17 protein-coding genes and 1 tRNA gene are annotated in these 17,852 nt (G+C 72.2%); 14 read left to right on the top strand and 4 right to left on the bottom strand.

The genetic code is table 11. The features are described from left to right. The first annotated feature begins 188 nt into the window (after nucleotides 1-188). The 11 genes from JOD48_RS13215 (at nucleotide 189) to JOD48_RS13165 (ending at nucleotide 10,292) form a co-directional block, all read left to right on the top strand. Nucleotides 189-1,841: an ABC transporter substrate-binding protein gene (locus JOD48_RS13215; RefSeq protein ID WP_204809516.1), complete on the top strand. Its 1,653-nt coding sequence runs from the start codon at nucleotides 189-191 to the stop codon at nucleotides 1,839-1,841. 124 nt (nucleotides 1,842-1,965) lie between these two features. After that, on the top strand, nucleotides 1,966-2,916 hold the full coding sequence (locus JOD48_RS13210; protein WP_191788903.1) for an ABC transporter permease: 951 nt from the start codon (nucleotides 1,966-1,968) through the stop codon (nucleotides 2,914-2,916). Between the two features lie 19 nt (nucleotides 2,917-2,935). After that, entirely contained in the window at nucleotides 2,936-3,931 is a 996-nt protein-coding gene (locus JOD48_RS13205; protein WP_204809515.1) for an ABC transporter permease, read from the top strand. Beyond that, complete coding sequence (locus JOD48_RS13200; protein WP_204809514.1) at nucleotides 3,928-5,616, top strand: dipeptide ABC transporter ATP-binding protein; 1,689 nt, start codon at nucleotides 3,928-3,930, stop codon at nucleotides 5,614-5,616. The genes JOD48_RS13205 and JOD48_RS13200 overlap by 4 nt, the downstream gene beginning before the upstream one ends. A 139-nt stretch (nucleotides 5,617-5,755) precedes the next feature. Next, nucleotides 5,756-7,111: a glutamate-5-semialdehyde dehydrogenase gene (locus tag JOD48_RS13195; protein WP_204809513.1), complete on the top strand. Its 1,356-nt coding sequence runs from the start codon at nucleotides 5,756-5,758 to the stop codon at nucleotides 7,109-7,111. A 109-nt stretch (nucleotides 7,112-7,220) separates the two neighbouring features. Further along, nucleotides 7,221-7,376 (top strand): hypothetical protein, encoded by a 156-nt coding sequence (locus JOD48_RS13190; protein WP_191788907.1) that lies wholly within the window; start codon nucleotides 7,221-7,223, stop codon nucleotides 7,374-7,376. Between the two features lie 26 nt (nucleotides 7,377-7,402). After that, nucleotides 7,403-8,008 carry a nicotinate-nucleotide adenylyltransferase gene (nadD, locus tag JOD48_RS13185; RefSeq protein WP_191788908.1) on the top strand — a complete coding sequence of 202 codons (606 nt, stop codon included), beginning with the start codon at nucleotides 7,403-7,405 and terminating at the stop codon, nucleotides 8,006-8,008. Next, nucleotides 8,005-9,018, top strand: coding sequence for a hypothetical protein (locus JOD48_RS13180; RefSeq protein ID WP_191788909.1), 1,014 nt, complete (start codon nucleotides 8,005-8,007; stop codon nucleotides 9,016-9,018). The genes nadD and JOD48_RS13180 overlap by 4 nt, the downstream gene beginning before the upstream one ends. A 28-nt stretch (nucleotides 9,019-9,046) precedes the next feature. Beyond that, a complete protein-coding gene (gene rsfS, locus JOD48_RS13175; protein ID WP_191788910.1) occupies nucleotides 9,047-9,484 on the top strand; it encodes a ribosome silencing factor in 438 nt (145 codons plus the stop codon). Continuing rightward, on the top strand, nucleotides 9,481-10,161 hold the full coding sequence (locus tag JOD48_RS13170; protein ID WP_191788911.1) for a histidine phosphatase family protein: 681 nt from the start codon (nucleotides 9,481-9,483) through the stop codon (nucleotides 10,159-10,161). Before rsfS ends, JOD48_RS13170 begins: the two co-directional genes overlap by 4 nt. 58 nt (nucleotides 10,162-10,219) lie before the next feature. Continuing rightward, nucleotides 10,220-10,292, top strand: a tRNA-Ala gene (locus JOD48_RS13165). A gap of 181 nt (nucleotides 10,293-10,473) precedes the next feature. Here JOD48_RS13165 and JOD48_RS13160 read toward each other — a convergent pair. Beyond that, the gene (locus JOD48_RS13160; RefSeq protein WP_191788912.1) at nucleotides 10,474-10,710 is read right to left on the bottom strand and encodes a hypothetical protein; all 237 of its coding nucleotides are present in this window, start codon (nucleotides 10,708-10,710) and stop codon (nucleotides 10,474-10,476) included. A 264-nt stretch (nucleotides 10,711-10,974) separates the two neighbouring features. Between JOD48_RS13160 and JOD48_RS13155 the strand changes: the two genes are divergently transcribed. The 3 genes from JOD48_RS13155 (at nucleotide 10,975) to JOD48_RS13145 (ending at nucleotide 14,748) form a co-directional block, all read left to right on the top strand. Beyond that, nucleotides 10,975-12,537, top strand: coding sequence for a Re/Si-specific NAD(P)(+) transhydrogenase subunit alpha (locus JOD48_RS13155; protein ID WP_204809512.1), 1,563 nt, complete (start codon nucleotides 10,975-10,977; stop codon nucleotides 12,535-12,537). A gap of 3 nt (nucleotides 12,538-12,540) precedes the next feature. Next, nucleotides 12,541-13,923: a Re/Si-specific NAD(P)(+) transhydrogenase subunit beta gene (gene pntB, locus JOD48_RS13150; RefSeq protein ID WP_204809511.1), complete on the top strand. Its 1,383-nt coding sequence runs from the start codon at nucleotides 12,541-12,543 to the stop codon at nucleotides 13,921-13,923. A 168-nt stretch (nucleotides 13,924-14,091) separates the two neighbouring features. Next, nucleotides 14,092-14,748: a GyrI-like domain-containing protein gene (locus JOD48_RS13145; RefSeq protein WP_204809510.1), complete on the top strand. Its 657-nt coding sequence runs from the start codon at nucleotides 14,092-14,094 to the stop codon at nucleotides 14,746-14,748. A 44-nt stretch (nucleotides 14,749-14,792) separates the two neighbouring features. Here JOD48_RS13145 and JOD48_RS13140 read toward each other — a convergent pair whose 3' ends face one another. The 3 genes from JOD48_RS13140 to JOD48_RS13130 form a co-directional block, all read right to left on the bottom strand. After that, a complete protein-coding gene (locus JOD48_RS13140; RefSeq protein ID WP_204809509.1) occupies nucleotides 14,793-15,890 on the bottom strand; it encodes a fatty acid desaturase family protein in 1,098 nt (365 codons plus the stop codon). A gap of 139 nt (nucleotides 15,891-16,029) precedes the next feature. Next, nucleotides 16,030-16,917 carry an NAD(P)-dependent oxidoreductase gene (locus JOD48_RS13135; RefSeq protein WP_204809508.1) on the bottom strand — a complete coding sequence of 296 codons (888 nt, stop codon included), beginning with the start codon at nucleotides 16,915-16,917 and terminating at the stop codon, nucleotides 16,030-16,032. Then, the gene (locus JOD48_RS13130; RefSeq protein ID WP_204809507.1) at nucleotides 16,917-17,747 is read right to left on the bottom strand and encodes an aldo/keto reductase; all 831 of its coding nucleotides are present in this window, start codon (nucleotides 17,745-17,747) and stop codon (nucleotides 16,917-16,919) included. The genes JOD48_RS13135 and JOD48_RS13130 overlap by 1 nt, the downstream gene beginning before the upstream one ends. Nucleotides 17,748-17,852: the final 105 nt, after the last annotated feature.

Below are 17,852 nucleotides of genomic sequence, written 5' to 3'. Positions count from 1 at the left end.
GGCTGAACCCTCGCCGCTCCTGACGTGCGGCCGACATCCCGTCCCACCCTCGCCGTCCCCTGACGGCCCCCACCGCCGCTCACCGTGAGCCCGGCGTCGATCCGACGCACCCACGGTCCGTCGGCGACCCCTCAGCGCCCCGGCCGTGCCGGACCGACGGCGCGCACGACCGAAGGAGCACTGCTCGCATGTCCCTCTCGACCTGGCCCTCGGGGCCCGGCGGCCGCACGGCCCCGTCCCGCCGCGCGCTCGTCGCGGCCTCCCTCGCCGCGACGGCGCTCCTGCTCGGGGCGTGCGGCTCCGGTGGCGGCAGCACCGCGGACGGCGCGTCCCCCGGCCCGACGGCGGAGCCCGTCCCGGGCGGCAACCTCACCTTCGCGGTCACGGTCGACTCGCACTGCATCGACCCCCAGCAGGTCGGGAACAACGACGCGATCGCCTCGGCCCGCCAGACCGTGGCCTCGCTCACCGCGCAGGACCCGGACACGGGAGAGATCCTGCCGTGGCTCGCGGAGAGCTGGGAGGTCGACGCGGACGCCACGAGCTTCACGTTCGCGCTCCGTGAGGGGCCGACGTTCGCCGACGGCACGCCGATCGACGCGGCCGCGGTCAAGACGAACTTCGACAAGATCGTCGAGCTCGGCGCGGCGGCCTCCCTCGGCTCTGCCTACCTCGTCGGGTACGAGGGAACCACGGTCGTGGACCCCCGCACCGTGCGGGTCGACTTCTCGGCACCCAGCGCGCAGTTCCTCCAGGCGTCCTCGACGTTCTCGCTCGGACTGCTCTCGCCCGCTTCCGCCGCGCTCAGCGTCGAGGACCGGTGCGCCGGGAAGTTCGTGGGCTCCGGGCCGTTCGCGGTGAGGTCCTACACGTTCGACCAGGAGGTCGTGCTCGAGAAGGTCGCCGGCTACGACTGGGCCTCCGGGGCCGACGACCACACCGGGGAGGCGTACCTCGACACCGTGACCGTGAAGTTCGTGCCCGAGGCCAGCGTGCGTACCGGCAGCCTGCTCTCGGGCCAGATCGACGCGACCGCGGCCATCAGCACGGTCGACCTGCCGCAGTTCGACGGCAACGGCTTCTGGCTCGCGTACCGGGCGAACCCGGGCGTCGTCTTCAACCTCTTCCCCAACGAGTCGCGACCGCTCGCCGCCGACCCGGCGGTGCGGCAGGCGATCAGCAAGGGCATCGACCGCGAGGAGATCGCCGCGACCCTGCTGACCCCGCAGGACGAGCCTGCGACGAGCGTGCTGTCGCACTCGACCCCGCTGTGGGCCGACGTCTCGGACGACCTCGCGTACGACCCGGACGGTGCGGAGGCGCTCCTCGACGACGCCGGCTGGGTCGAGGGCGCCGACGGTGTGCGGGTCAAGGACGGTCAGCGGCTGTCCACCACGGTCACGTTCTGGCAGGTGGCCGAGCCGCTCGAGCTCGTCCAGCAGCAGCTCGCGAAGATCGGCGTGGACCTCCAGCTCAAGCAGGTCACGGTCGCCGAGTCCACCGAGCTCAAGAAGTCCGGGGACTTCGACTTCGACTACTACAACCTGACGCGCTCGGACCCCGACGTGCTGCGCACGATCTTCTCGGCCAACGCGCGCAACATCAACAAGCGGGCACCCGAGGAGGTCGACGACCTGCTCGACCGCTCGGCCGCGTCGACGGACCCGGCCGAGCGGCAGGAGCTCGTGACCCAGGCTGCGCGTCTCCTGGTCCAGCAGGGGCATGCGATCCCGGTCTACGAGCTCTCGACGACGATCGCGGCGGCCGACACGGTCCAGGGCCTGGGCTTCGAGGCGTCGACCCGCCTCGACTTCTACGGCGCCTGGGTCCAGCAGGACTGAGCAGCGGCTCGGCGGGACGCGTCGCGAGCGTCCCGCCGGGCCGGCGCTCCCGCCACCGATCCGACCACCTGCGCGTCACGACCCGCGTCACCATCCGCACGTCACCACCCGAGAGGAGCCGACCATGGGCCGGTACATCGCCCGCCGCCTGGGGCAGGGAGGCTTCGTCCTCTGGGCGGCCTTCACGATCTCCTTCTTCCTGCTCTACGTCCTGCCGAGCGACGCGGCCTCGATCAAGGCGGCCGGAGCCGACGGCGACCTCTCGGACCCCGAGCTCGTCGCGCGCCTGCGTGCCGAGCAAGGGCTCGACCGCCCCGTCCTGGTCCAGTACGCGCACGGCCTGTGGGGAGCGCTGCACCTGGACTTCGGGCGCTCGTTCTCCTCGGGGGCGCCCGCCACCAAGCTCCTGGCCGAGGCGCTGCCGCCCACGCTCCAGCTCACGGCCCTGGCCCTCGGGCTCGCGCTCGTCGGCGGAGCCGCGCTCGCGCTCGCGAGCACCTTCCCGCGCGCCCGCTGGCTCCGGCACGCGCTCGCGTCGCTGCCGGCCCTGGGCATCTCGTTGCCGACGTTCTGGGTGGGGCTGCTCCTGCTCCAGTGGTTCTCGTTCGAGCTGCGGCTGTTCCCCGCCATGGGCAACGAGGGGTTCGAGAGCCTCGTCCTGCCGGCGTGCACGCTCGCGATCCCCGCGAGCGCCGCGTTCGCGCAGGTCCTCTCGCGCAGCCTGCGCCAGACCCTGGCTGAGCCCTACGTCGAGACCGCTCGGGCCAAGGGCGCGGGGCGTGCGCGCGTGCACTTCGGTCACGCCCTGCGCAACGCGTCCATCCCGGCGCTCACGGTGCTCGGCGTGACGGTCGGGGGACTCCTGGCCGGTGCGGTCGTGACCGAGACGGTCTTCTCCCGGGCCGGGGTCGGTCGCCTGACGGTGACCGCGGTCAACCAGCAGGACGTGCCCGTGGTCCAGGCCATCGTGGTCTTCTCGGCCCTGGTCTTCGTCGTCGTGACCCTGCTGGTGGACCTGCTCTACCCCGTGCTCGACCCCCGGATCACGACCCGCCAGCCCTCCGCCGCGGCGTGAGGGCACGGAGGAGGACATCATGACCGCACGACTCGACACCTACACCGTCCCGGAGACCTTGTCCCCGGACGCTCCCGCGCCGGACGGGCCGGCCCCGCTCGACGGGTCCGACGCGCGGCCGTCCTTCACCGACCCGGCCCCGCTCGACGCCACGGACCGCCGCGTCAGGGGAGCGTGGTCGTCGCTGCGCGCGCTCGGCCGGGCAGGGATCGCGGTGCTGCGCCGCCCCGGCCTGCTGCTCGCGGTGCTGTTCCTGCTGCTCGTGGTCGCGTGGGCGCTCGCACCGGGCGTCTTCGCGTCCCAGGACCCGATCACGGGGGTCCCGGCGGACCGCCTGCAGGCGCCGAGCGGCGAGCACCTGTTCGGCACCGACCACCTGGGGCGCGACGTGTACGCCCGGGTCGTGCACGGCTCGTGGCTCTCGCTGAGCGCGACCGTGATCGCGGTCGCGCTGGGGCTGTCGGTCGGCTCGTTGCTGGGCCTGCTCGCGGGCTTCTTGCGGGGGTGGGTCGACGACGTCGTGGGGAGGGTGGTCGACGTGCTGCTCGCGGTGCCGAGCCTGCTGCTCTCGCTCGCGATCATCACGGTGCTGGGGTTCGGCACGGTCAAGGTGGCGATCGCGGTCGGCATCACGACGATCGCGGCGTTCGCGCGCGTCATGCGTGCGGAGGCTCTGCGGACGTCGTCGACGACGTACGTCGAGGCCGCCCGTGCGTCGGGCGTGCGCTGGTACACGGTGCTGCGACGTCACGTCCTGCCCAACTCGGCGGGCCCCGTGGTGGCGCTGACCGCGCTCGAGCTGGGGTCGTCCGTCCTCGCGATCTCGGCCCTGAGCTTCCTGGGCTACGGGGCCGCGCCCCCGACCCCGGAATGGGGTGCGCTGGTGTCCGGCGGGCGCGACTACCTCGCCGCCGCGTGGTGGCTCACGACGCTGCCGGGGCTCGTGATCGTCGCGGTCGTGCTGTCGGCCAACCGCGTCTCCCGCTCGCTCGAGAAGGACGGAGAGGACCGATGAGCGTCCCCGTGCCCGACGACGTCCTGCTGGACGTCCGGGATCTCCACGTCGGCTACCGCACGACGACGGGAGGTGACGCGCCCGCCGTCGACGGGGTCTCGCTCCAGGTCCATGCGGGCGAGGTCGTGGCGCTGGTGGGGGAGTCGGGGTCCGGCAAGAGCACCACGGCCCACGCGGTCATCAACCTGCTGCCGCGCGGGGGCCGCCGTACGTCGGGCACGATCCGGTTCGGCGGGCAGGACCTGACCGGGCTGAGCGAGGGCGAGTGGCGCGAGGTCCGCGGGCGCAGGATCGGCCTGGTGCCGCAGGACCCGACCGTCTCGCTCAACCCGGTCCAGCGCGTGGGCGACCAGGTCGCCGAGGTCCTCGTGATCCACGGGCTCGCACGTCGTCGCGAGGCGCGCAGGCGCGCGGTCGACCTCCTGGAGAAGGCGGGCCTCGACGACCCGGCCGCTCGCGCCCGGCAGTACCCGTCGCAGCTCTCGGGCGGCATGCGCCAGCGCGTCCTCATCGCGATCGCGATCGCCGCCGGGCCCGACCTCGTGATCGCCGACGAGCCGACGAGCGCGCTCGACGTGACGGTCCAGCGCCGCATCCTCGACCACATCGAGCTGCTGCGCTCGACGCTCGGCACGGCGGTGCTCCTCATCACGCACGACCTGGGGGTGGCCGCAGACCGTGCCGATCGCATCGTGGTCCTGCGGCACGGCCGGGTCGTGGAGGAGGGGCCTGCACGCAGCGTCCTGGCGGACCCGAAGCATCCGTACACGCGCGAGCTCATCGCGGCCGCGCCGAGCCTCGCGAGCACCCGCCTGGGCTCGGGGGCCGCGGTGCGGGCCACGGCACGGCCGGCCGCCAGGCCCGACGACGACGCCCGGGCCGCGCCGTCCGCCCCGCTCCTCGAGGCGAGGGGGCTGCGCAAGGAGTTCCCGCTGCCGCGCGGGGCCGCGTCGCGCTCCCTGGTCGCGGTCGACGACGTGAGCTTCGACCTGCACGCCGGGCAGACGTTCGCGCTCGTGGGCGAGTCGGGCTCGGGCAAGAGCACGACCGCGCGCCTGGTGCTGCGCCTCGAGCAGCCGACGGCCGGTTCGCTGGTGCTCGACGGGACGGATCTCACGGCGGCCCGCGGCGAGGAGCTGCGCAGGCTCCGTCGACGGTTCCAGGTCGTGTACCAGAGTCCGTACGCGTCCCTCGACCCGCGCTTCACGGTCGAGCAGATCGTCGAGGAGCCGCTGCGCGCGTACAAGGTGGGGGACCCCCGCGAGCGCCGGGCCCGGGTGCGCGAGCTCGTCGACCAGGTCGCGCTCCCGGCGACCTCGCTGGGGCGGGGGCCTCGGGAGCTGTCGGGCGGGCAGCGTCAGCGGGTCGCGATCGCGCGCGCCCTGGCCCTGCGCCCCGACCTGGTGGTCCTCGACGAGCCGGTCTCGGCGCTCGACGTCTCGGTCCAGGCCCAGATCCTGGACCTGCTGAGCGCGCTCCAGACCGAGCACGGGCTGGCGTACCTCTTCATCTCGCACGACCTCGCGGTGGTCCGGCAGGTCGCCGACCACGTGGGCGTGATGCACCGAGGGCACCTCGTCGAGACGGGGACCGCCGACCGGATCCTCCTCGACCCGCACGAGGAGTACACGCGCGAGCTGGTCGCGGCCATCCCGGGGCGCCGGGCGCTCGCGGACGTCGAGTGAGGGCCCAGGAACCACGGGGCGGCCCTGACCAGGCCACCGCACGGCCGGTCCTCTACGACGGGGGCGCGCGACGGCGTCGGGCCGCTTCACGTCTCGGACGCCGCAGACAGGCACGGCGCGTGCGTCGTAGGCTCGTCGCATGACCGCGCTCAGCCCCGCCTCCGACCTCGACCAGCCCGCGACCGCCGTCACGGGCGGCCCGCAGGCGAACGACCCCACGGCCTCCGCGCCGTCCGTCGCCCGCGACGTCGAGGACACGGCCCGCCGCGCCAAGGTGGCCTCGCGCACGCTCGCGACCGCGACGCGAGCCACCAAGGACGCCGCGCTGCACGCGCTGGCCGACGCCCTGGTCGCGGCCACCGCGGAGATCGTCGCGGCCAACGCGCAGGACCTCGAGCGAGGGCGGGCGAACGGCACGTCCGCCGGGCTCCTCGACCGTCTCGCGCTGACCCCTGAGCGGATCGTCGCGATCGCCGACGCGCTGCGCGAGCTCGCGACGCTGCCGGACCCGGTCGGAGAGGTCGTCCGCGGCTCGACGCTGCCCAACGGCCTTCGGCTGCGCCAGGTGCGCGTGCCCATGGGGGTCGTCGGCATGATCTACGAGGCGCGACCCAACGTGACCGTGGACGCTGCGGGGCTCGCGCTCAAGAGCGGCAACGCCGTGATCCTGCGCGGAGGCTCGGCCGCCGCGCGCTCGAACGAGGTCGTCGTCGAGGTCCTCGGCCGGGCCCTGGTGGCCCAGGGGCTGCCCGCGGACCTCGTCCAGTCGATCGACCGTCATGGTCGTCCCGGCGCGGTCGCGCTCATGCACGCGCGCGGCCTCGTCGACGTGCTCGTCCCGCGCGGGGGAGCGGACCTCATCCAGACCGTCGTCCGCGAGTCCACGGTGCCCGTGATCGAGACCGGCGTGGGCAACTGCCACGTGTACGTCGACGCGTCGGCCGACCAGTCCAGCGCCCTGGAGATCCTGCTGAACTCCAAGACGCAGCGCGTCGGGGTCTGCAACGCGGCCGAGACGCTGCTCGTCCACGCCGACGCCGCGCCGCAGTTCCTGCCCGCGGCGCTCGCGGCGCTCGACGGCGCCGGCGTCGTGCTGCACGGTGACCCCCGGACGGCCGAGCTCGCCCCGGCCGGCGTCGAGATCCTCGCCGCGACCGACGACGACTGGGCGCGCGAGTACCTCGCCCCGGAGATCGCGGTGCGGGTCGTGCCGGACCTCGACGCGGCGATCGAGCACATCCGCACCTGGACCTCGGGGCACACCGAGGCGATCGTGACCCGGGACCTGGCCTCCTCGGAGCGGTTCGTGGCCGAGCTGGACTCCGCGGCCATCATGGTCAACGCCTCCACCCGCTTCACCGACGGGGCGCAGTTCGGGCTCGGTGCGGAGATCGGCATCTCGACCCAGAAGCTCCACGCGCGCGGCCCCATGGGGCTCGCCGAGCTCACGACGACCAAGTGGGTCGTGCACGGCGACGGCCACGTGCGTCCCTGATCACATGCTGCTCGACGTCCAGCACGACCGTGAGAGACTGGACGGCGATCGGCGCCCGCGCAGATCACCCGCTGACCCGCACCACGCTCAGAACCACTAGGAGGACATCGTGCTCGCTGCTGCCGCACAGGTTGCCCAGGAGAACACCGAAGCCGTCACCCACCTCCCGATCCCGCCCGTCGGGTTCGGCATCGTCGCCTTCGGGGTGCTCGTCGGCCTGCTCCTCGTGACCTACGCCTTCCGTAGCGTCGGTACCCGCCACTGACCCGGGCGCTGGTGGATCCTTCGGAGATGACGGCGAGCAGGAGGCCCCGGCTGGGGGTGATGGGTGGCACGTTCGACCCCATCCACCACGGCCACCTCGTCGCGGCGAGCGAGGCCGCGGCCCGCTTCGACCTCGACGAGGTCATCTTCGTCCCCACCGGGAAGCCCAGCTTCAAGCAGCACCAGAAGGTCAGCGCGCCGGAGCACCGCTATCTCATGACGGTGATCGCGACCGCCTCCAACCCGCGATTCACCGTGAGCCGGGTCGACGTCGACCGTCCGGGGCTCACCTACACCGTCGACACGTTGCGCGACCTGCGTGAGCTGCGCCCCGAGGCGGACCTCTACTTCATCTCCGGCGCCGACGCGATCGAGCAGATGCTGACCTGGAAGGATGCCGACGACCTCTGGAAGATGGCACACTTCGTGGCGGTCTCCCGTCCGGGACACCGGCTCAGTGTCGACAGCCTGCCGCCCGGGGTCGTCTCCACGTTGGAGATCCCGGCGCTCGCCATCTCGTCGACCGAATGCCGTCAACGAGCGGAGGCCGGCCAACCGGTCTGGTACCTGGTGCCGGACGGAGTCGTCCAGTACATCGCGAAGCACGGCCTGTACAGAGGATCAGCATCATGAGTGATCAGCACGGGAGCATGCAGCCCGTCCGCCCGTTGACGCGCCGAGAGATCCGCGAGCGTGAAGCCGCGGCGGCCGAGCAGGCGGCAGGAGGCGCGCCGTCCGCGTCGGGAGGCTACGCCCCGCCGCCGGCCCAGGCCCCGGCCGCCCCGCCGCCGTCGCGGCGTTCGATGCGTGACGTGTCGGCCCCTACCCCCTCGGACGGGTACTCGACCCCGGCGCCCGTCGTGCGCCCGCCGTCGATGACGGGCGGCATGCGCGGCGTCGACGAGACCGGTCGGCTCACCCCGATCCAGGAGACGGCCGAGCGGGTCGCGATCCGTCCTGCCCAGTCCCCGCCCCCCGGGATGACGCCCCCGGTCCGCCAGAGCATGCGGGCCCCGTCGACCGCACCGTCACCGTTCGCGACGCCGACGCGTCCGGCGGTCCCCGAGCCGGCGCCCCAGAGCGCGACCTCCCCTTTCCCCCCGGCGCAGCAGGCCTCGCCCTTCCCGCCCGCGCGGGAGTCGGTGTCGTCACGGACGCCCGCGCCGGACACCCCGCGTGCCGCTGCGACCCCCGCGCCTGCCCCTGCGGCGCTGCCGTGGGAGCAGAGCGCTCCCAGCGGGCTCGCGCAGCAGGCGCCGGAACCGGCCCGTGCTGCCCTCCCGTGGGAGACGCAGGCCCCGGCCCAGCCGCCTGCGCCTGCGTCCCCGTTCCCCGGGGCGCCGAGCGCCGCGGCCCAAGGACCCGACGAGGACTCACCGTTCCCCGTCGCCGGGGGAGCGCGGCAGAGCCTCGCGGCCCGCGGTGCGGAGGACGACGAGGACGACGAGGTGGACGAGCGGCCTCCGGGGCACGCGTACACCTGGCTGCACTACCTGATCCTCATCGCCGTGGCCTTCGTCCTGGGCCTGCTGATCTGGAAGCTCCTCCTGGGCGAAGGGCCGAGCACCGCGGAGCCCGCCGCGCAGGTCGGCGTCGAAGCCACTGCTTCGAGCCCCACGCACCACCACGGCCCGTCCTTCTGACGGGCCTCGAGACAACACACGGAGAGTCGTGACTGCAACGGAACGCGCTGTCGAGCTTGCGGTGATCGCGGCCCGCGCCGCATCGGACCGCAAGGCCGAAGAGATCATCGCCCTGGACGTCAGTGAGCAGCTCGTGCTCACCGACGTCTTCCTGATCGCCTCGGGGACGAGCGAACGGCAGGTGTCCGCGATCGTGGACGCCGTCGAGGAAGAGCTGCACAAGGTGGGCGTCAAGCCCATCCGCCGCGAGGGCAAGTCGGAGTCGCGCTGGGTCCTGCTGGACTTCGGCGACATCGTCGTGCACGTCCAGCACTCGGAGGACCGGGTCTACTACGCGCTCGAGCGCCTCTGGAAGGACTGCCCGGCCATCGAGCTGCCCGAGGACGCACGCGGTGGGGACGGCTCCTCGGACGCGGGCGACGTGTCCGACGGCTCGATCCACCTCGCGGAGGACTCGCAGGCGTGAGCGCTCGCACCGTCGTCTTCCTGCGCCACGGGCGCACCGAGTACAACGCGGCCATGCGCCTCCAGGGGCAGGTCGACATCCCGCTGGACGCCGTCGGTCACTGGCAGGCCGAGCAGGGGGCACGGTCGCTCGCGGCCGCGCACGCCGCGACGGTCGTCGTCGCGTCGGACCTGACGCGTGCGGCCGAGACCGCCAGGTACTACGGGAAGGCGACGGGGCTGCCCGTCTCGCTCGACGAGCGCCTGCGTGAGCGTGGGTTCGGCGAGTGGGAGGGCATGACGGGCGAGGAGCTCTCCGAGCGCTGGCCCGACGAGTACGCGGCGTGGCGCCGTGGCGAGGAGCCCGCGCGTGCGGGCGCCGAGTCGCGGGCCGACGTCGCGGCCCGCATGGTCGAGGCCGTGACCGAGCACGCGGACGCGCTCGACGAGAAGGACACCCTCGTCGTCGTGTCGCACGGTGCGGCGATCACGCTCGTGATCACCGCGATGCTCGGGCTGGACCCGTCGACCTGGCGGGGGATCTCCGGGCTGAACAACGTCCACTGGTCCCAGCTGCAGCGCTCGGGGGCCAACGCCCACCCTGCGTGGAGGCTCGTCGCGCACAACGTCGGAGCGGACTTCTCGCTCGACGAGTGGGCGTCTGGACCCGATTGGATTTTCCAGCCGACTTCGGCATAAACTAGCGATGCTTCCGAGGGGGAAAACCTCACGGAAGCACGGGGCCAGCAATGGTTCTGGGGCTGTGGCGCAGCTGGTAGCGCACCTGCATGGCATGCAGGGGGTCAGGGGTTCGAGTCCCCTCAGCTCCACCCGACACGAAGGCCGTCTCCCGCGAGGGAGGCGGCCTTCGTCGTTGCCCGGGGTTGTTTTCACCCGCTACGGACCGAATGTGTCGTACGTCACGGGTGGGTCATTCGTCCCCACCAGCATCGCGCGGGCTCACGAGTACGCCGCATCAGCCCGGGACGGGGCAGGCTGCCTCGGCCGGCGTCACCGCCGCTCGTTCCCCCGTCGGTAGTTCCCGGTCGCCCGCGCCAGGAGGTGCTGCGCCCGGTCCTCGTCAGCCGTCTCCAGAGCGGCGATCAGTCGCGCCGCCTGGGCGCCGGAGATCGTCGCCACCAGCCGCCCGCCTCGGTAGGCCAGGACGGTCCCGGACGCCGTGACGCGGTGGTCGAACGGGTCCTCGACGAGTCGCCCGCGTGCGTCGGGCGGGCCGGATGCGCTCATGACGCGACCCTAGCCAGCGGCGAGCGGCAGATGCCAGGTGATTGGCGCCGTCGGGCAGGGGCGGACCTGCGGCGCAGGTGAGACGGGTGCGCGCGTCCGAGACGGGTCTCCGCACCGCTGGCGCACACACCCGTCTCGGACCGGACCGCCCGTCTCGCCCCCCGGACCGTGATCCGCGTGGACGACATTCGTCCACGATGCGTGCCTTACGGCGGATCCTTTGCCGTACCGATACCGTGCAGCCATCCGAGCAAGGAGGTCAGCATGCGCATCGGCGTGCCCAGAGAGACCCGTCCCGGCGAGCGGCTCGTCGCCGCGACGCCCCGTACGGTGGCCCAGCTCGTGGGCCTCGGGTACGACGTCGTGGTCGAGCACGGTGCCGGTGAGCGCGCGAGCTACCCCGACGAGGCGTACGCGGAGGCGGGCGCGACCTTGGGGGACGCGGCGCAGGCGTGGGGAGCGGACGTCGTCACGGCCGTCAACAGCCCGTCGGCCGAGCAGGTCGCGTCGCTGAGCGAGGGGGCGACCCTGGTCGCCATGCTGGCCCCCGGTGCGAACGAGGCACTCGTGCAGCAGCTCGCGGACCACGGCGTCACGGCGCTGGCCCTCGACGCCGTGCCGCGCATCTCGCGCGCCCAGTCGCTCGACGTGCTCAGCGCGATGTCGAACGTCGCGGGGTACCGCGCGGTGATCGAGTCTGCGGAGGAGTACGGCGGCATGTTCGCCGGCCAGGTCACCGCGGCGGGCAAGACGGCGCCCGCGACCGTGTTCGTGATCGGCGCCGGCGTCGCAGGTCTTGCCGCGATCGGCACGGCCGCGAGCCTCGGCGCGCAGGTGCGCGCGTTCGACGTGCGGCCCGAGGTCGGCGAGCAGATCGAGTCGATGGGCGCGGAGTTCGTCCAGGCCGAGGGCGCGCGCCAGGAGGTCAGCACCGACGGCTACGCGAGCGCGCTGACCGCCGAGCAGGAGCGCCTCACGGCCCAGATGTACGCGGCCGAGACGGCGCGCGCCGACATCGTCGTCACGACGGCCCTGGTGCGGGGTCGTGCGCCGCGCACCATCAGCGCCGACATGGTCGCCGCGATGCGCCCCGGCAGCGTGATCGTGGACCTCGCGGCCTCGGGCGGCGGCAACTGCGAGCTCACGGTGCCGGGGGAGCGCGTCGTGACGGACAACGGCGTCGTGATCCTCGGGTACACGGACCTCACGAGCCGCATGCCCAAGCACACCTCGCAGCTCGTCGGGACGAACATCGTCAACCTGCTCAAGCTCCTGACCCCGGGCGGCGACGGACAGGTCGTGCTCGACCTCGACGACGAGGTGCTGCGCGGCATGACGGTCGCGAAGGCGGGCGAGGTCCTGTGGCCGCCGCCCCCGGTCGCGGTCTCGGCCGCGGCCCCCGCGGCCCCGGCCGCGCCCGCGGTTGACGAGGCCCAGGCCGCGCTGGACGCAGCGACCGCGCTGGACGCCGCCCGACGGCGTGGCACCCGCCGGGCGGTCGGGTACGCCCTGGCCGCGGTCCTGGCAGCGCTCGCCATCACGTTCTCGCCGCCCGCGTTCGTGGGGCACTTCACGGTGTTCGCGCTCGCGGTGGTCGTGGGCTACTACGTCATCTCGAACGTGAGCCACTCGCTGCACACCCCCCTCATGGCCCAGACGAACGCGATCTCCGGGATCATCCTGGTCGGCGCGCTCCTGCAGATCGGCGACTCGAGCTGGGTGGTCACCACGATCGCCTTCGTCGCGGCCGCCCTGGCCTCCGTCAACATCTTCGGTGGGTTCCTCGTGGCCTACCGCATGATCGGCATGTTCCGGAAGGAGGCCTGACCCGTGCTGACCTCCCTGGTCCAGGCTGCTTACGTCATCGCAGCAGTCCTGTTCATCCTCAGCCTCGCGGGCCTGTCCAAGCAGGAGACGGCTCGTCGCGGCAGCCTGCTCGGCATGACCGGCATGGGTCTGGCCCTCGTGGCCACGGTCGCGCTCGCGCTGAAGGACAGCGAGCGTCCCGTCATGGTGACGCTGCTGCTCATCGCCATGGTGTTCCTGATCGGCGCGGTCGTCGGGACGTGGCGGGCGCGCAGCGTCGAGATGACGCAGATGCCGGAGATGATCGCGCTCCTGCACAGCTTCGTGGGGCTCGCGGCGGTGCTCGTCGGCTTCAACTCGTACCTGACCGAGCAGGGTGACGTCGTGCACCTGGTCGAGGTCTTCCTCGGCGTGCTCATCGGCGCGGTGACGTTCACGGGCTCGATCGTGGCCTACCTCAAGCTGTCGGCGCGCATCCGGTCGAACCCGCTCATGCTGCCGGGGCGCAACTGGTGGAACCTCGGGGCGCTCGTCGCCTCGGGAGGCCTCATGGCATGGTTCATCGTGGGTCACGGGCTGCTGCCGCTGATCCTCATGACGGTCGTCGCGCTCGCGCTGGGCTGGCACCTGGTGGCCTCGATCGGCGGCGGCGACATGCCGGTCGTCGTCTCGATGCTCAACTCGTACTCCGGGTGGGCCGCGGCCGCGGCGGGCTTCATGCTCAGCAACGACCTGCTCATCATCACGGGAGCACTGGTGGGTTCCTCGGGTGCGATCCTCAGCTACATCATGTGCAAGGCCATGAACCGCTCGTTCGTGAGCGTCATCCTGGGCGGGTTCGGGGCCGAGGGCGGCACGGTCGTGGCCTCGGACCAGGACTACGGCGAGCACCACGAGATCCAGGCGGCCGAGGTCGCCGACCTGCTCAAGCACGCGCGCTCGGTCGTGGTGACGCCCGGCTACGGCATGGCGGTCGCCAAGGCGCAGTACCCCGTCGCGGACCTCGTGCGCCGGCTGCGCGTGCGCGGCATCGAGGTCCGGTTCGGGGTGCACCCGGTCGCGGGCCGCCTGCCCGGGCACATGAACGTCCTGCTCGCCGAGGCCAAGGTGCCCTACGACATCGTCCTCGAGATGGACGAGATCAACGGTGACCTGCCGGACACCGACGTGGTGCTGGTCATCGGCGCCAACGACACGGTCAACCCGGCGGCGCTCGACGACCCGGGCTCGCCCATCGCGGGCATGCCTGTGCTGGAGGTCTGGAACGCGAAGCAGGTGATCGTCTTCAAGCGGTCGATGGCCACGGGGTACGCGGGGGTCCAGAACCCGCTGTTCTTCAAGGACAACACCGCGATGCTCTTCGGAGACGCCAAGGATCAGGTGGAGAACATCATCCAGGCGCTCTGAGGCCCGGCGCGGGAGTGCGAACCTGCGCGGGGCGAGGGAGGCTGAGGAGGTGGGCGACGTCGTCAGGCAGAGCGACGTGGCTCACCTCCTCGTCGTCCCGGCCCGACGGCGCCGCGCACCGGGCGCGCTCAGGTCGCGCTCGACTCGTCGCTCGTCTCGGAGGAACCCATGGACAAGGTCGACCTGCGCAAGGAGCACCGCGAGCTCTACGCTCCGCCCCGTGAGTTCACACGGGTCGTCGTGCCACCGCTCGTGTACCTGCAGTTCGACGGCGAGGGGGACCCGAACACGGCTCCGGCGTACGCCGAGGCGGTCGAGGCGTTGTTCTCGCTCTCCTATGCCGTGAAGTTCGCGAGCAAGAAGGACCTGGGCAGGGACTACGTCGTCGGGCCGCTCGAAGGGCTGTGGACCGCGGAGGACCCCGCCGCGTTCGTGCGCCGCGACAAGGACGCGTGGAGCTGGACCCTCATGGTGCTGCAGCCCGACTGGCTCACCGACGCGTTCGTGGCCGACGTGGCCGAGGTGACGGTCCGCAAGAAAGGGCTGCCCGCGCTCGACCGGGTGCGCTTCGCGACGTACGACGAGGGGGACGCGGTGCAGGTCATGCACGTCGGGTCCTACGACGACGAGGCGCCGACGCTCGCCCGGTTGCACGACGAGTACCTGCCCGAGCACGGGCTGACGTTCAACGGCCCGCACCACGAGATCTACCTCAGCGACGTGCGTCGCACGGCGCCCGAGAAGCTGCGGACGGTGCTGCGTCAGCCGGTGTGCGCGCTCGACGGGACGGGACCCGCGGAGCCCGACGTGTCAGGACGAGCGTGACCTCTGCGTCACGCCGGCTCTGACAGGACCAGAGGGGCGCAGGCTCAGACCTTGCGGAGCTGGTTGAACATGGGGCAGTCGAACGGGTCGCGTGCCGAGAGGCCGACGCGGTTGAGATAGCGGACGACGATCGCGTACGACGCCAGCAGGTTGGTCTCGGTGTACGGCATGCCCAGGCGCGCGCAGTGCTCGCGGACCATGAGGCGGGCCTTGGCGAGGTGGGGGCGGGGCATGCTCGGGAACAGGTGGTGCTCGATCTGGTAGTTGAGCCCGCCCATGAGGACGTTCATGACGCGCCCGCCCGTGATGTTGCGCGACGTCAGGACCTGCTTGGACAGGAAGTCGAGCTTGCTGGTCGCGGGGATGATCGCCATGCCCTTGTGGTTGGGGGCGAACGACGCACCCATGTACACACCGAAGACCGCCAGTTGTACACCGAGGAACGCGAAGGCCATGCCCAGCGGGAGGAACCAGAGCACGACGCCCACGTAGAGCGTGAGGCGAACGGCGATCGTCACGAGCTCCATGGTCCGCGCCCGGCTCTTCGCCGAGGACAGCAGCGAGCGGATCGAGATCATGTGCAGGTTGATGCCCTCGAGCGTCAGCAGCGGGAAGAACAGCCAGCCCTGGTGTCGGGTGATGAGGGCGAGGAAGCCCTTCTGCTCGGCCGCGCTCTCCTCGAGGAACGAGATGGTGTCGGTCTCGATGTCCGGGTCCTTGCCGACGCGGTTCGGGTTCGCGTGGTGGCGCGTGTGCTTGTTCATCCACCACGAGTAGCTGATGCCGACGACGCCGTTGGCGAGGAACCGACCCACCCGGTCGTTGGCGGGACCGGACGTGAGGATCGTGCGGTGCGCGGCCTCGTGCGAGAGGAACGCGAACTGCGTGAGGATGAGCCCCAGCGCGCCCGCGATGAGCAGCTGGAACCACGAGTCGCCCAGGAGCACGAAGCCGGCGACGGCGCCGCCGAGAGTGACCGTGAGGATCGCGGCGACCCAGCCGTAGTAGCCGTGCGTCCGCTCGAGCAGCCCGGCCTCGCGGATGCGCTTGGAGAGCTCGGTGTAGGTGCTGGTGACGCTCGTGCCGTCGCTGGTGCGCGGCTTCGTCGGGCGGAATCCGGGGCGGACTGCAGTGTCGGTCATACATCCCTCACAGGGCTGGGGGTCGACTTCCCAGCCGCGGGGTGAGCGAGATGCCCGTTGTACAGATGGTGAGAGTCTACGTGTGACATCGCGATCGGCGTGGAGGAAGCAGGGAGGTTGGGTGCGGGTTGCCTCGCTCTCAGTCCGTCGACCCGGTGTGCGGTGCGCCGAACGCCGTGTAGACAGCGGCGATGTCGTCGCCCCCGTGCCCGCGCGCCGACGCGCTGTCGTACAGGGCAGACAGCGCGTCCAGCAGTGCCGGGTCCAGCCCGGCGCCTGCGGCGGCTTCCGAGATGAGCCCGATGTCCTTGCGCAGCCCGTCGAGCGCGAACTGCGGCGCGAACCCGCCCCTGATCATCTCGGCGCCCTTGAGGTGGGCGTAGGGGGAGTCGGACGCTCCGCCCCCGATGGCGTCGAGGAACAGGTGCGGGTCGATGCCCTCTGCGCGCGCGAGCGCGATCGACTGGGCCGTCGCGGCCGTGATCGCGGCGAGCCACGCGTTGCACGCGAGCTTGAGCGCCGTGCCCTGCCCTACCTCGGTCCCGGCGACCACGACCTTCGCCGAGATCGCGTCGAGCACGGGGGAGATGCCGGCCAGGACGTCGGGGTCCCCGGCGGCGAGCACCGTGAGCTGCCCGTCCTCGGCCGGCTGCCTGGTGCCGAGCAGGTTGGCCTCGACGAGGGTCACGCCGAGCTGTCGGGCGCGCTCGACGATCCGGGCGGTTCCCTCGCGCCCGACCGTCGAGGCCTGGACCCACACGGCTCCGGTGCCCACCGAGGGGCCTGCCGCGTCCAGGACGTCGAGGACGGCGGCGGCGTCGAACAGGATGCTCAGGACGACGTCCGCCCCGTGCGCGGCCTGCGCCGCGGTCGGGGCGACGCGCGCCCCGGCGTCGGCGAGCGGGGCGGCGCGCGACGCGGTCCGGTTCCACACCGTGACCTCGAAGCCCTCGCGCAGGAGCGAGTGCGTGACGCCGGTGCCCATGGTGCCCGTGCCGAGGACGGTGACGGTCGGCAGGTCGCTCATCAGAACTCCTCGTGCTCGTCGGAGTCGCGCGCGGCGTCCTCGCCGCGGTCGAGGCTCGCGATCTGGGTCATGTCGTCGTCGGTGAGCTCGAAGTCGAAGATCTCGGCGTTCGCCCGCTGGCGTTCGGGTCTCGCCGACTTGGGGATGGTGATGATCCCCTGCTGGACGTGCCAGCGCAGCACGACCTGACCGACGGTCCGCCCGTGGGCCGTGGCGATCGCCTGGATCACCGGCTCGTCGAGCACGCCTTCCTCCTGCCCGAGCGGGCTCCAGCCCTCGACCGTGATCCCGCGCTCGGTGAGGAAGCGTCGTAGGCCCGTGCGTGCCAGCGCCGGGGAGAGCTGGATCTGGTTCACGGCGGGGACGTGGCTCGTCTCGGCGATGAGCCGGTCGAGGTGGTGCTCACGGAAGTTCGAGACGCCGACGCTGCGGATCAGGCCCTCGGCGGCGAGGTCGATCATCGCCCGGTAGGACTCGACGTACCGGTCGAGGCGGGGCAGCGGCCAGTGGATCAGGTAGAGGTCCACGTAGTCGAGGCCCAGGCGGTCGAGGCTCCCGCGCAGGGCGTCGCGCGTCGCGTCGTACCCCTGGTCGGCGCCGCGGAGCTTGGTCGTGACGAACAGGTCGGCGCGGTCCACACCCGATGCCGCGATGCCCTGCCCGACGCCGATCTCGTTCTCGTAGCGCGAGGCCGTGTCGATCAGCCGGTACCCCAGCCCGATCGCGCCCGCCACGGCCCTCGCCGACGCGTGGTCGTCGAGGGGCCACGTCCCGAGGCCGAGGAGCGGCATCTCGTGGCCGGACGAGAGCAGGGTGGTGGGGATGGTCATATGGGCACCTCACGTCGGACGGGACCTGACCCTCTCGACACTAGGTGCGTGGCGCCGTCGTGCAACGTGGGACACGGCCCGACGGCGGAGCGCCCGTCCGGCGCG

Source organism: Oerskovia paurometabola, assembly GCF_016907365.1.
Lineage (GTDB): Bacteria > Actinomycetota > Actinomycetes > Actinomycetales > Cellulomonadaceae > Oerskovia > Oerskovia paurometabola.
Note: the sequence above shows the minus strand (reverse complement) of the source record. Positions and strands in the feature narration are given on the sequence as shown.